Source organism: Pseudodonghicola flavimaris (assembly GCF_030164425.1).
GTDB lineage: Bacteria > Pseudomonadota > Alphaproteobacteria > Rhodobacterales > Rhodobacteraceae > Pseudodonghicola > Pseudodonghicola flavimaris.
The window spans coordinates 120,586-133,436 of record NZ_JASNJD010000009.1 but is presented as its reverse complement, the minus strand read 5'-3'; the positions used below and the strand labels follow the sequence as shown (position 1 = coordinate 133,436).

12 protein-coding genes are annotated in these 12,851 nt (G+C 67.1%); 5 read left to right on the top strand and 7 right to left on the bottom strand.

Translation table 11 applies throughout. The annotated features are described in order from the left end of the window. Nucleotides 1–41 precede the first annotated feature (41 nt). The 3 genes from choV to choX all read right to left on the bottom strand — a co-directional run bounded on the left by choV (nt 42) and on the right by choX (nt 3,035). Entirely contained in the window at nt 42–1,067 is a 1,026-nt protein-coding gene (gene choV, locus QO033_RS13735; protein ID WP_284481547.1) for a choline ABC transporter ATP-binding protein, read from the bottom strand. 3 nt (nt 1,068–1,070) lie between these two features. After that, nucleotides 1,071–1,901 carry a choline ABC transporter permease subunit gene (gene choW / locus QO033_RS13730; RefSeq protein WP_284481546.1) on the bottom strand — a complete coding sequence of 277 codons (831 nt, stop codon included), beginning with the start codon at nt 1,899–1,901 and terminating at the stop codon, nt 1,071–1,073. A 210-nt stretch (nt 1,902–2,111) separates the two neighbouring features. Beyond that, on the bottom strand, nt 2,112–3,035 hold the full coding sequence (choX, locus tag QO033_RS13725) for a choline ABC transporter substrate-binding protein (RefSeq protein ID WP_284481545.1): 924 nt from the start codon (nt 3,033–3,035) through the stop codon (nt 2,112–2,114). A gap of 161 nt (nt 3,036–3,196) precedes the next feature. Here choX and betB point away from each other — a divergent pair, with 161 nt between their 5' ends. From betB to QO033_RS13710, 3 genes are all read left to right on the top strand, one after another. Further along, nucleotides 3,197–4,654 carry a betaine-aldehyde dehydrogenase gene (gene betB / locus QO033_RS13720; RefSeq protein WP_284481544.1) on the top strand — a complete coding sequence of 486 codons (1,458 nt, stop codon included), beginning with the start codon at nt 3,197–3,199 and terminating at the stop codon, nt 4,652–4,654. 11 nt (nt 4,655–4,665) lie between these two features. Beyond that, nucleotides 4,666–6,324, top strand: coding sequence for a choline dehydrogenase (gene betA, locus QO033_RS13715; protein WP_284481543.1), 1,659 nt, complete (start codon nt 4,666–4,668; stop codon nt 6,322–6,324). A gap of 67 nt (nt 6,325–6,391) precedes the next feature. Then, complete coding sequence (locus tag QO033_RS13710; protein WP_284481542.1) at nt 6,392–6,820, top strand: VOC family protein; 429 nt, start codon at nt 6,392–6,394, stop codon at nt 6,818–6,820. 107 nt (nt 6,821–6,927) lie between these two features. On the opposite strand, the gene pobA is transcribed toward QO033_RS13710, so the two are convergent. Then, nucleotides 6,928–8,112: a 4-hydroxybenzoate 3-monooxygenase gene (gene pobA, locus QO033_RS13705; RefSeq protein ID WP_284481541.1), complete on the bottom strand. Its 1,185-nt coding sequence runs from the start codon at nt 8,110–8,112 to the stop codon at nt 6,928–6,930. 88 nt (nt 8,113–8,200) lie between these two features. On the opposite strand from pobA, the gene QO033_RS13700 reads away from it, so the two are divergent. Next, nucleotides 8,201–9,094, top strand: a complete 894-nt coding sequence (locus tag QO033_RS13700) for a helix-turn-helix domain-containing protein (RefSeq protein WP_284481540.1) — start codon at nt 8,201–8,203, stop codon at nt 9,092–9,094. A gap of 114 nt (nt 9,095–9,208) precedes the next feature. Here the strand turns inward: QO033_RS13700 and hemE are convergent, their stop codons facing one another. Beyond that, on the bottom strand, nt 9,209–10,252 hold the full coding sequence (hemE, locus tag QO033_RS13695) for a uroporphyrinogen decarboxylase (protein ID WP_284481539.1): 1,044 nt from the start codon (nt 10,250–10,252) through the stop codon (nt 9,209–9,211). Between the two features lie 99 nt (nt 10,253–10,351). Between hemE and hemC the strand changes: the two genes are divergently transcribed. Continuing rightward, on the top strand, nt 10,352–11,311 hold the full coding sequence (hemC, locus tag QO033_RS13690; RefSeq protein ID WP_284481538.1) for a hydroxymethylbilane synthase: 960 nt from the start codon (nt 10,352–10,354) through the stop codon (nt 11,309–11,311). Between the two features lie 111 nt (nt 11,312–11,422). On the opposite strand, the gene QO033_RS13685 is transcribed toward hemC, so the two are convergent. Next, nucleotides 11,423–12,004, bottom strand: a complete 582-nt coding sequence (locus QO033_RS13685; RefSeq protein WP_284481537.1) for an amino acid synthesis family protein — start codon at nt 12,002–12,004, stop codon at nt 11,423–11,425. Then, nucleotides 11,997–12,851 carry a UPF0280 family protein gene (locus QO033_RS13680; protein ID WP_284481536.1) on the bottom strand — a complete coding sequence of 285 codons (855 nt, stop codon included), beginning with the start codon at nt 12,849–12,851 and terminating at the stop codon, nt 11,997–11,999. The genes QO033_RS13685 and QO033_RS13680 overlap by 8 nt, the downstream gene beginning before the upstream one ends.

Below are 12,851 nucleotides of genomic sequence, written 5' to 3'. Positions count from 1 at the left end.
CATGACCCGTCTTGATGCAGGCATGCCCAAGGACAGCACAGTCAGCCGCGCGGGTCCAGAAGCTTTGACAAAAGCGTCTCGCGGGTCACCTCGCCCAGGATTTCGCCATTCCTGGCCACGCCGATCGGATCGCCGCTGGCGACGACCTCGGCCATCACCTCGCGCACCGGCGTATCGGGGTCGATGACCCGGGCCGGCGGGGTGGCGGCGGGCTGCATCAAATCGCGCGCGCGCAACACCCCGAGCGGGTTCATATGCGCCACGAAATCAGACACATAGTCATCTGCCGGCTGCGAGAAGATCTGCTGCGGCGTGCCGCATTGGACGATACGCCCGCCCTCCATGATGGCGATCCGGTTGCCGATCTTGAACGCCTCGTCCAGATCGTGGCTGACGAAGATGATGGTGCGCTTGAGCTCCTTCTGCAGGTCGAGCAACTCGTCCTGCAGCCGGGTGCGGATCAGCGGATCGAGCGCGGAAAACGGCTCATCCATCAGCAGGATCGGCGCTTCGGTGGCAAAGGCGCGGGCCAGCCCCACCCGCTGCTGCATGCCGCCCGACAGCTCTCCCACCCGGCGATCGCCCCAGTCCGACAGCCCCACCAGCGCCAGCTGGCGGTCTACCCGCGCGGCCCGCTCGGCCTTTGCCACGCCGGAGAGCTCCAGCCCCAGGCCGACATTCTCGCGCACCGTGCGCCAGGGCAACAGGCCGAATTGCTGGAACACCATCGCCACCTGGCTCTGACGGATGTGGCGCAGCGTGGCGGCATCGGCATCGCTGACGTTGACCATCCGGTCGCCGTCGCGCACCTGAACCGCGCCGCGCACCACCGGGTTCAGCGCGTTGACGGCCCTGAGCAGGGTCGATTTGCCGGACCCCGACAGCCCCATCAGCACGAGGATTTCGCCCCCCTCGACCTCCAGCGAACAATCGTGCACGCCCAGCACCTGACCGGTTTCCTCCTGCACCTCGGCGCGGGATTTCATCGCATCCATCAACGGCAGCGCGCGCTGCGGCATCTCGCCGAAGACGATGGAAACATTGTCGAATTTCACAGCAGTGGTCATGGCTCAGCGCTCCATCCGCAGGATGCGGTCCAGCATGATCGCCAGCACCACGATGATGAATCCGCTTTCGAACCCAAGGGAGATATTGACCGTGTTGATCGCCCGCAGCACCGGCACACCCAGCCCGTCGGCGCCCACCAGCGCCGCGATCACCACCATCGACAGCGACAGCATGATGGTCTGGTTCAGCCCGGCCATGATCTGCGGCAGCGCATAGGGCAGTTCGACCTTATAGAGCGTCTGGCGGTTGGTCGCGCCAAAGGCCTGCGCCGCCTCCAGCAGCGCCTTCGGGGTCGAGGAGATGCCGAGATGGGTCAACCGGATCGGCGCCGGCACCACGAAGATCACCGTGGCGATCAGCCCCGGCACCATGCCGATGCCGAAGAACACGATGGCCGGGATCAGATAGACGAAGGTGGGCAGCGTCTGCATCAGGTCGAGAATCGGCCGCAGCACGCGATAGAGCCCGGGTCGATGCGCCGCAGCGATGCCGATGGGCACCCCCAGCGCCATGCAGAAGACACAGCCCGACAGCACCAGCGTCAAGCTTTCGGTGGTCTCCTCCCAGTAATCCTGATTGAGAATGAACAGAAATCCCAGCGCGACGAACAGGCAGGTCTTCCAGTTGCGCTGAAGCCCCCAGGTGATCGCCACGAAGACCGCGATGACCAGCAGCGGCGGCGGCGTCTGCAGCACCCAGAGGATCCCCTCGATCAGCCCCTCGATCCCCGAGGCCAGCCCGTCGAAGAACCAGCTGCCATGATCCTGAAGCCAGAGGAAGAACCCCTCTGCCGCGTCGCCAATCGGTATCTTTCGCTCTGTCAGCCAGTCCATTCAGGTCGCCTTGTCTCGTGATATCTGTCTCGCGCCGCGCGAAGGCCGCGGCTGCTGTCCCGGGGGCCCTGCCCCAGTGGCCACCGATGCGCCGCCGGGCGGCTGTCGGCCGGTCCGCCCTCTGGACGAGGGCCTCGCGCAGCCGGGTCGGTGTGCGACGCGGCCCGCCCGGGCGCCGCCGCGTCGCGTTGAGGGAACGTCAGTGCGGGATTAGAGCCCCAGCGCCGATTTCACCGCGGCCATGGCGTCGCCGCCATCCTGGGTCGTCACACCATCCAGCCAGGGGCCCAGCACGTCGGGGTGCGCCGCCAACCAGGTCTTGGCGGCGGCCTCAGGCTTGGCGCCGTCGTTCAGGATCGCGCCCATGATCTCGTTTTCCATGGCGAGGGAAAATTCGAGGTTGGTCAGCAGCTTGCCAACGTTCGGGCAGCTTTCGACATAGCCGGCGGAGGTGTTGGTATAAACCGTCGCACCGCCGAAATCGGGACCGAACCAGTCGTCACCACCCGACAGATAGGTCATGGCGAAGTTGGCGTTCATCGGATGCGGTTCCCAACCCAGAAAGACGATCGGCTCGCCCTTGCGATCGGCCCGCGCAACCTGCGCCAGCATCCCCTGCTCCGAGCTCTCCTTGACGTCGAAGTCCTTCAGACCGAAGGCATCGGCCGCAATCATGTCCATGATCAGCCGGTTGCCGTCATTGCCCGGCTCGATGCCATAGATGGTATCGTCCAGCGCGTCGCCATGATCTGCGATCGCCGCGAAGGAGGTGATCCCCATATCGGCGCCGGCCTTGTTGGTGGCCAGCGTGTATTTGGCGCCCTTGAGGTTGGCACGCACGGTATCGACGGTGCCGGCCTCGCGATAGGGCGCGATATCGGCCTCCATCGTCGGCATCCAGTTGCCCAGGAAGACATCGATATCGCCCTTGGCGAGCGAGGTGTAGGTCACCGGCACCGACAGAACCTTGACGTCGGTCTTGTAGCCCAGCGCCTCAAGCACCGTGGTGGTCGCCGCGGTGGTGGCGGTGATATCGGTCCAGCCCACATCGGAAAACCGCACCTCGCCGCAATCGGCCTGAGCCAGGCTCGCCACGGCGGTCAGCGCGAAGGCCGAGAGTGTTTGTTTGAACATCTGAATACTCCCCGTTTTGCTGTGATTACGTCTAAGAACCATAGTTTTCAGATTCTCGCAACGCTATTGATTGACCAGTCAATCAATTTGCGGTCTAAAGGAGTCCAACGCCTCAAATTCCGGGCAGCCCTCCCTGCCCCAGCAGAAAGACCCCGTTTGCCATGACCGCATCCTGCCAACCGCCCGCCAGCCATTTCATCGACGGACGCTATGTCGAGGATACCGCAGGCGATCCCATTGCCGTCATCTCGCCGGTGACCGGTGCCGAAATCGCCCGGCTCCATGCCGCGACACCGGCGCTGATCGATCAGGCGCTGGAGGCCGCGACCCGGGCCCAGACCGACTGGGCCGCGCGCAGCGGAAAGGAGCGTGGCCGGGTGCTGCGCCGCGCCGCCGAGATCATGCGCGCCCGCAACCGCGATCTGTCCGTTCTGGAAACCCAGGACACCGGCAAGCCGCTGCAGGAAACCCTGGTCGCCGATGCCGCCAGCGGCGCCGATGCGCTGGAGCATTTCGGCTCCATCGCTGCCGGGCTGACCGGAGAGCATATTCCGCTGGGGGGCGATTTCGCCTTCACCGTGCGGGAGCCGCTGGGTGTCTGCGTCGGCATCGGCGCCTGGAACTACCCGATCCAGATCGCCAGCTGGAAGGCCGCTCCGGCGCTGGCCTGCGGCAATGCCATGGTGTTCAAACCCTCTGAAATGACGCCGCTTTCGGCGCTGAAACTGGCTGAAATCCTGATCGAGGCCGGAGCGCCCGCGGGCCTCTTCAACGTGGTTCAGGGCATGGGGCCGGTCGGGGCCGCGCTCTCCACCGACGCCCGGGTCGCCAAGGTCTCCCTTACCGGTTCCGTCCCCACCGGCCGCCGGGTCTATACCGCAGCCGCCGAGGGGTTGAAGCATGTGACGATGGAACTGGGCGGCAAATCCCCGCTGATCGTCTTCGACGACGCCGATATCGAAAACGCCATCTCCGGCGCGATCCTGGGGAATTTCTATTCCTCCGGCCAGATCTGTTCCAACGGCACCCGCGTCTTCGTGCAGAAGGGCATCAAGGAGAAATTCCTGGCCCGGCTGACCGAACGGCTGCAGGGCGTGGTAATGGGCGATCCGCTGGACGAGGCGGTGAATTTCGGCCCGCTGATCAGCACCGCCCAGATGGAAAAGGTGCTTTCCTATATCGAGATCGGCAAGACCGAAGGCGCCCGCCTGATCACCGGCGGCCACCGCGCCGATCTGAACGGCTGTTTCGTCGAACCTACCGTCTTCGCTGATGTCACCGACCAGATGACCATCGCGCGAGAAGAGATCTTCGGCCCGGTCATGGCGGTTCTCGACTTCGAGGCGGAGGAAGAGGTGATCGCGCGCGCCAACGACACCCAGTTCGGCCTAGCCGCCGGTGTGTTCACCGCCGATCTGAGCCGCGCCCACCGGGTGATCGGGCAACTGAAGGCCGGCACCACCTGGATCAACACCTACAACCTGACGCCGGTGGAAATGCCCTTTGGCGGCGTCAAGGCCTCGGGCTTCGGGCGCGAAAACGGCTGGGCGGCGATCGAACATTATTCGCAGCTCAAATCCGTCTACGTCGCGCTCGGCGCCACCGAAGCCCCCTACTGAGGAGCAGACCGATGGAAGCGGATTTCGTCATCGTCGGCGCCGGCTCTGCCGGCTGTGCCATGGCCTACCGGCTGTCCGAGGCCGGCGCCTCGGTTCTCGTCATCGAACACGGCGGCAGCGACGCCGGCCCCTTCATCCGAATGCCCGGCGCGCTCTCCTACCCGATGAACATGAAGACCTATGACTGGGGCTATCGGTCCGAGCCGGAACCGTTCCTGGGCAACCGCCGGCTCGCCACCCCGCGTGGCAAGGTGATCGGTGGATCGTCCTCGATCAACGGCATGGTCTATGTCCGTGGCCATGCCTGCGACTACGACACCTGGGCCGAAATGGGAGCGCAGGGCTGGTCCTATGCCGATGTGCTGCCATATTTCAAGCGGATGGAAAGCTGGCATGACGGCGATCATGGCGGCGATCCCGCCTGGCGCGGCCGGTCCGGCCCGCTGCATGTCACCCGCGGCAAGCGCGACAACCCGCTGACCCGTGCCTTTGTCGAAGCCGGGCAGCAGGCCGGCTACCCGGTCACCGACGACTACAACGGCGAGCAGCAGGAAGGCTTCGGCCCGATGGAGGCGACCATCTGGCAGGGCCGCCGCTGGTCCGCGGCAGAGGCCTATCTGAAGCCCGCCCTGCAGCGCGACACCTGCGATCTGATCCGCGCTTTCGCCCGCCGCGTGGTGATCGAGAACGGCCGCGCCACCGGCGTCGAGGTACTCCGCAAGGGCCGGGTCGAGGTGATCACCGCCCGGCGGGAGGTGATCCTCGCCGCCTCCTCGATCAACTCGCCGAAACTCCTGATGCTGTCGGGGATCGGCCCGGCGGCGCATCTGGCCGAACACGGCATCCCGGTTCTGGCCGATCGCCCCGGCGTCGGCCAGAACCTGCAGGATCATCTTGAGCTCTATCTGCAGATGGCCGCGACTCAGCCGGTGAGCCTCTACAAATACTGGAATCCCCTAGGCAAGGCCTGGGTCGGCGCTCAGTGGATGCTGACCAAAAAGGGGCCCGGCGCCTCCAACCAGTTCGAAAGCGCCGGCTTCATCCGCTCGCGCGCCGGGGTGAAATACCCCGATATCCAGTACCACTTCCTGCCCATCGCCGTACGCTATGACGGTCAGGCCGCCGCCGAGGGTCATGGCTTCCAGGCCCATGTCGGCCCGATGCGTTCGAAAAGCCGCGGCGCCGTCAGCCTCGCCTCTGCCGATCCGATGGCAGCGCCGAAGATCGTCTTCAACTACATGAGCCACGAGGACGACTGGACCGATTTCCGCGCCTGCATCAGGCTGACCCGGGAAATCTTCGCGCAGGAAGCCTTCAAGCCCTTCGCCGGTCACGAAATCCAGCCCGGCGCCCAGGTCGAGACCGATGCCGCGCTGAACGATTTCATCCGCGAACACGCCGAAAGCGCCTATCATCCCTGCGGCACCGCGCGGATGGGCCGGGCCGACGATCCGATGGCGGTGGTCGATCCGCAGGCCCGGGTGATCGGGGTCGACGGGCTCCGCCTGGCCGACAGTTCGGTGTTCCCGCAGATCACCAACGGCAACCTCAACGGCCCCTCGATCATGGTCGGCGAGAAGGCCGCCGATCACATCCTCGGCCGGGCACCACTGGCCCCCGAGAATGCCGAACCCTGGATCAACCCGAACTGGGCCCTGTCACAACGCTGAGACACCCCGTTCCCCCGCCCGGCCAAAGCGGCTATGGCAGGCGCAGACCACCTGACGGAGCTTTCCCATGACCGACCAGCCGCTGCGCCCCTTTCACCTCGCCTTCCCGGTCGATGACCTCGAGGCCGCCCGCGCCTTCTACAAGGGCGTCCTCGGCTGCGGTGAGGGCCGCAGCTCCCCCGACTGGGTCGATTTCGACTTCTTCGGCCATCAGATCGTCGCCCATCTCGCCCCGGCAGAGGTCGGCGCCGCCCAGACCAATGCGGTCGACGGCCATGGTGTCCCGGTGCGCCACTTCGGCCTGGTGATGACGATGGAGGACTGGCAGGCCGCCGCCGACCGGCTGACCGCCGCCGGCACCGAATTCGTCATCGCCCCCTACATCCGCTTCAAGGGCGAGCCGGGCGAACAGGCCACGATGTTCTTCACCGACCCCGCCGGCAATGCCATCGAACTCAAGGCGTTCCGCGACCTCGGCCAGCTCTTCGCCAAGTGACGCCGCAACGGGCCCGCGAAGGTCCCGCTGCCCGCTTCGACCTGGAGCCAAATATCCCGGGGGACTCGCCGCAGGCGAGGGGGGCAGCGCCCCCTCCCCCACCCGCCTCAGAACGGCAGCCCGACGTAATTCTCCGCCAGCGAGGTCATCGCCGCCTCGGAGGACATCAGATACTCCAGCTCGGTCTGCTGCAGCCGCCGGTCATAGGTGGAATTCTCCGGAAAGCTGTGCAGCATCGAGGTCATCCACCAGGAGAACCGCTGCGCCTTCCAGACCCGCGCCAGCGCCTTTTCGGAGTAGCTCTCCAGCCCCGCGTCATCGCCCTTCAGGTAGTGATCCATCAGCGCGTGGTAGAGGTAATAGATATCCGAGGCCGCCGAATTCAGCCCGCGCGCGCCGGTCGGCGGCACGATATGGGCGGCGTCGCCCGCCAGGAACAGATTGCCATAGCGCATCGGTTCGGCCACGAAGCTTCTCAGCGGCGCGATGGATTTCTCGATACTCGGCCCGGTGATCAAGGCCTCCGCCACATCCTGCGGCAGCCGCGCCTTCAGTTCGGCCCAGAAGGCCTCGTCCGACCAGTCCTCGACCCGGTCGGTCAAGGGCACCTGGATGTAATAGCGGCTCAGCACCTGGCTGCGCAGCGAACAGAGCGCGAAGCCCCGCTCCGTCTTGGCATAGATCAGTTCGGGCGACACCGGCTTGGTGCGCGACAACACCCCCAGCCAACCGAAGGGATAGACCTTCTCGTATTCGGTCAGCACCTCTTTCGGAATCGACTTGCGGCTGACCCCGTGGAACCCGTCGGCGCCGACGATGTAGTCACAATCGATCCGGTACTGATCGTCGCCCAGCCGATAGGTCAGCCAGGGCGCGTCCGAGGTCAGATCGTGCGGCGTCACATCCAGCGCCTCGTGGATCACCTCGCCGCCCATCTTGTCGCGCGCCTCGTAAAGATCGCGGGTCAGCTCGGTCTGGCCATAGACCATCACGGAGTTGCCACCGGTATGCTTGTGCAGATCGACCCGGTCCTTCACCCCGTCATGGGCGATGAAGAAACCCTCGTGAATCTCGCCCTCGCGATCCATCCGCTCGCCGCATTGCGCCTCGCGCATCAGCGCGGCGAAACCATGCTCCAGAACGCCTGCCCGAATCCGCCCCAGCACGTAATCGCGGCTGTGCTTTTCCAGCACGACATTGTCGATTCCCTTCAGGTCCAGCAGCTGCGACAGCAGCAGACCCGACGGGCCGCCGCCAATGATACCGACCTTGGTTTTCCGGGATTGTGTCATGGGTGCTCCTCCTTCTCTGGCCGGAGCATGCCCTCGAAAGGCGCAATGCGGAATGGATCCACTGCGCAACTTCTTGTACATTTCGAACATGTCCGCGCCCATCGACAACACCGCGATCCGAAATTACAATCTGTTCGGCGAAACCGCCGAAGTGCCCGATGTGGTGCATTGCGAGACGATTCACGAACGCTCCCAGCTCTACGGCTGGGAACTGCGGCCGCACCGCCACGCCCGGTTGCATCAGGTGCTGATGCTGCAGTCCGGCGGCGGCAGCGCCCGGATCGAGGACCGGACCCTGCCCCTCACTCCGCCGGTGCTCCTCAACATGCCGCGCGGCTTTGTCCACGGCTTCCGCTTCCAGCAGGGCACCGAGGGCTGGGTGATCACGCTCAGCGCCGATCTGATGGATGAGGCGCTGCATGACCGCGAAGGCCTGCGCCAGCCGCTCTCCAGCCCGCGCGCGGTGCAGCTGCCGCCGGAACTGGCCACACTGGCGCGGCGGATCCTGACCGAATATCACAACCGCGATTTCGCCCGGGCGCAGATCCTGCGCTCGCAGGCCGGGGCACTGCTGGGGCTGGTGGCGCGGGCGATCCATGCTGATCAGGCGCCTCCCGATCCGCATGCCGAAACACCGCTCCTGCGCCGGTTCGAGGCGCTCGTCGAACAGCACTATCGCCAGCGCCTGCCGGTGGCGGACTATGCCGCCCGCCTCGCCGTCTCGCCCACTCATCTGAACCGGGTGATCCGCCGGGCCACCGGCCGTCCGGCCTCGGCCCTGATCGCCGAACGCAGCCTGCGCGAGGCGCGGCGGCTGCTGATCTACACCACTCTCAGCGCCGCACAGATCGGCTATGAACTTGGATATTCGGACCCGGCGCATTTCTCCCGCGTCTTCACCCGCGGCACCGGCCTGCCACCGCGCGCCTTCCGCCAGCGGATCGAGGACGGCACCGACGCTGCGCCCGGCCCCGAGGTCTGACATTGAGTATTTGGGCAGAGAAGAAGCAGGCGCGCGTGCCCTTCTTCTCTGCTGCAAATACTCCCGCCGGAGGCTCCCGCGGGTCTCTTCCGCGAGCGGCCGGCAAATCCGGGATCAGCCGCGACGCGTGCTCCGCACCGTCTCCACCATCAGCGCCACGTTCTCCGGATCGGCGTCCGGGGTGATGCCATGGCCGAGGTTGAAGATATGCGGCCCGCCAGAGAAAGCCTCGACGATGCGCCGGGTCTCCGCCACCAGGGCAGCACCACCGGTCACCATATGCTCGGGCGCCAGGTTGCCCTGGACGCAGCCGTCGATCTGCACATGGGCCGCAGCCCAGGTCGCATCCACCGCCTGATCCAGCGCGACGCAATCGACGCCGGTGGTACGGGCGAAGCCCGCGTATTTCTCGCCGGCGCCGCGCGGGAAGCCGATCACCGGCACCTGTGGATGGCGTGCCTTCAGCGCCGCGGTGATCGCCCGCGCCGGCTCCACCGCGTATTTGTCGAAAGCCGCGCCGGTCAGCGATCCGGCCCAGCTGTCGAAAAGCTTCACCACCTCCGCACCGGCCTCGATCTGCGCCGAGAGGTATTCGATCGTCGCCTCGGTGATCCGCGCGATCAGAGCGTCGAAGAGCGCCGGGTTGGCCTCGCGCAGCGCATGCGCCGGTTCCTGCGCCGGGGTGCCACGACCGGCGATCATATAGGTGGCCACCGTCCAGGGCGCACCGGCGAAACCGATCAGCGTGGTTTCCGCAGGCAGCTCACGCGCCAGGATGCGGACGGTTTCATAGACCGGCGCCAGCGTCTCGTGAATCGCATCGGCCGGTTTCAGCGCCTCGAAATCCGCCGCAGCGGTGATCGTCGACAGCCGTGGCCCCTCGCCGGTCACGAACCACAGATCCGCCCCCAGCGCCTGCGGCACCAGCAGGATATCGGCGAAGAGAATCGCCGCGTCGAAGCCATAGCGGCGGATCGGCTGCAGCGTCACCTCTGCCGCCAGATCGGGGGTATAACAGAGCGACAGGAAATCCCCGGCCTTGGCCCGGGTGGCACGGTATTCCGGCAGATAGCGTCCGGCCTGCCGCATCATCCAGATCGGCGGCACCTCCAGCACCTCGCCCTTCAGCGCGCGCAGCAATGTCTTTTCCGTGGCCATGGTCGTCCTCTCTCGCAACTGGGCTACCGGTCCCTGTCAGGCGCCCGATTGTCAACCCCGCGGTTGTCAGCCTGCGACCCCGAGATTAAAGGGGAAGACATGAAAATCGATCTGCCCTCTCCCGCCGCGCCGCTCCGGATCGGCACCCGCGGCTCGCCCCTGGCGCTGGCCCAGGCCCATGAAACCCGCGACCGGCTGGCCGCAGCCTTCGATCTGCCGCAGGCCGCCTTCGAGATCGTGGTGATCAAGACCACCGGCGACGATGCCGCGCTGATCGCCCGGGATACCGCGCTGAAGACGCTGGGGGGCAAGGGGCTGTTCACCAAGGAGATCGAGGAGCAGCTGATCGCCGGCGGCATCGACATCGCGGTGCATTCGATGAAGGACATGCCGGTGGCGCAGCCGGAGGGGCTGCTGCTGGACTGCTACCTGCCGCGCGAGGACGTGCGCGACGCCTTCGTCTCGCCCGGGCTCCGCGGCTGGGCCGATCTGCCGCAGGGCGCGGTGGCCGGCACCTCCAGCCTCCGGCGCCGGGCCCAGCTCCTGAACCGGCGGCCCGATCTGAGAGTGGTGGAGTTCCGTGGCAATGTGCAAACCCGGCTGAAGAAGCTCGGCGACGGTGTCGCTGATTGCACCTTCCTCGCCATGGCCGGGCTGAACCGGCTGGGCCGCAGCGACGTGCCCGCCACCCCGATCGCCACCGAGGACATGCTGCCGGCGGTGGCCCAGGGTGCCATCGGCATCGAGCGGCGCGCCGAAGACAGCCGGGTGGCCGGGATGCTGGCGGCGATCCACGATGCCCCGACCGCGGCGCGGCTGGGCGCCGAGCGCGCCTTTCTCGCCACCCTGGACGGTTCCTGCGAAACCCCGATTGCCGGGCTGGCGGACCTGGTGGAGGGCGGCTTGCGGCTGCGCGGCGAGATCCTGCGTCCCGATGGTTCCGAGGCGATCGCCGGAGAGCGCAGCGGGCCGGTCGCCGATGGCGCCGCCCTTGGCGAGGCACTGGCCCGCGAACTGCTGGAGCGGGCCGGGCGGGGCTTCTTCGACTGGCGCAGCTGACACCGGCCACCGGAGGAACGGGGGCGCTGCCCCCCTCGCCTGCGGCGAGTCCCCCAGGATATTTCCGGCCAGAAAAAGACCGTGGCGGAGCGGAATCTGTCGGGCGGCGGCTCAGCGCAACCCGTCTTCGCCCCTGACCTCCGCCACGGTGAGCCCGCCCATCCGGTCATGGATGCGGCCGCCCCGGCTCATCGCCAGGGCAAAGAGAAGTTCATCGGCGCGCGGGCCGTCCGGCACACCGACCTCCATCGCGTCGAAATGACTGCGCACGTAAGCCGCGTTGATATGGCCGAGCGGCACGTCGATCCGGGTGCCGGTGCCGCCCACCTTCATCGCCGAGGGCACGATCGCCTTGGCCTCGCCCAGCCTGGCGCGCATGGCGTAGCCGCCCGGCACATGCCAGAGCGCGGTATGCTCCAGCTCTCCCGCCTCGCCGGCGAGCCCGGCCTTGCCGTAGCCGTCGATGCCCTCGACCCCGCCCATCGCCTCGATCAGCCGGTCGGTCATCATCAGGCCCAGGGGTTTGAGATCCTCCATCGCCGGTTGCAGATCGGCGACGTAGCGGCCGGCAAAGGGGTTCTTCACCACTGCGACGATGGCGGCGCGGCGGCGGGGCAGTGCCGGGGGCGGGCCGCCATCGTGGTGGATATCCTCGATGAAGATCATCGTCTTGCGCAGCGGAAACTCAGGCATGGCAGGGGTCCTTCGATGAGATGAGGTCAGCCGCGCCGAGCGTCAGGCTCTGGCCGGCGAGGTGGAGCAGCGCGGCGTGGATCAACCCCCGCTCAAGGCAGTACGCGGCAAAGCCACGCCCCCGGGCCAGCGCCCGGGCCACCTCCGCCGGGGTCAGGGGATCGAGGCCGGTGGTCACCAGCCGATCGCCCAGATCGCTGTCCGGAGCAAGCGCGCGGGCCGGGCAACGCCGGACTTTCGGGTTGCCCGGCAGGTCCACCGCATTGGCGATCATGGTGGCGGCGGCATCGGCGGCGGCGGCAGTGGCCGCCAGCACGGTGACACTGTCGGCGATACCGAGGGAATGGCTGCGGCCGTGACGGCCGGAGGTGGCGATGCCGCGCACCGGGCTCGCCGCCGGGATCCGCGCCCGGGCCGGCACCGCGCCGGACCTGTCGGAGACGATGGCGGCGGCAAAGCTCTGACCCGGGGCGAGGTGCAGGGCGATATCGCCGCCGTTGTTGACATAGGCGCGGGTCAGCGCGCCGGCCCCGGTCATCGCCGCCAGCACCGCCTCGGCCACCGCCCCGGCGACGGCGGCCATCGGGGTGATCACCTCGGCGGCGAAGGGATGCGTGGCGGCCTGCATGACGCGGGCGATCTCCCCCCCGGGGCGGGGGCCGACCGGGGCGCGCAGAAGGGAAAGTTCCGCCACCAGCTCCTCCAGCACCGTCTCGAACCGGGTCGCCGCGGCGCGCAGCGCGGCGGCGCGTCCCGGCCCTTCGGCATCGATGATCAGGTCGATCGGCCCGTGCTGCAGGTGCAGCCGCCGCCCGTCGGGCAGAAAGGCGATCTGCGGGCCGCTCAC

Excerpts from the sequence above, each read along its gene's own strand:
- choV (WP_284481547.1), bottom strand. The coding sequence starts at position 1,067 with ATGACCACTGCTGTGAAATTCGACAATGTTTCCATCGTCTTCGGCGAG.
- choW (WP_284481546.1), bottom strand. The coding sequence starts at position 1,901 with ATGGACTGGCTGACAGAGCGAAAGATACCGATTGGCGACGCGGCAGAG.
- choX (WP_284481545.1), bottom strand. The coding sequence starts at position 3,035 with ATGTTCAAACAAACACTCTCGGCCTTCGCGCTGACCGCCGTGGCGAGC.
- betB (WP_284481544.1), top strand. The coding sequence starts at position 3,197 with ATGACCGCATCCTGCCAACCGCCCGCCAGCCATTTCATCGACGGACGC.
- betA (WP_284481543.1), top strand. The coding sequence starts at position 4,666 with ATGGAAGCGGATTTCGTCATCGTCGGCGCCGGCTCTGCCGGCTGTGCC.
- QO033_RS13710 (WP_284481542.1), top strand. The coding sequence starts at position 6,392 with ATGACCGACCAGCCGCTGCGCCCCTTTCACCTCGCCTTCCCGGTCGAT.
- pobA (WP_284481541.1), bottom strand. The coding sequence starts at position 8,112 with ATGACACAATCCCGGAAAACCAAGGTCGGTATCATTGGCGGCGGCCCG.
- QO033_RS13700 (WP_284481540.1), top strand. The coding sequence starts at position 8,201 with ATGTCCGCGCCCATCGACAACACCGCGATCCGAAATTACAATCTGTTC.
- hemE (WP_284481539.1), bottom strand. The coding sequence starts at position 10,252 with ATGGCCACGGAAAAGACATTGCTGCGCGCGCTGAAGGGCGAGGTGCTG.
- hemC (WP_284481538.1), top strand. The coding sequence starts at position 10,352 with ATGAAAATCGATCTGCCCTCTCCCGCCGCGCCGCTCCGGATCGGCACC.
- QO033_RS13685 (WP_284481537.1), bottom strand. The coding sequence starts at position 12,004 with ATGCCTGAGTTTCCGCTGCGCAAGACGATGATCTTCATCGAGGATATC.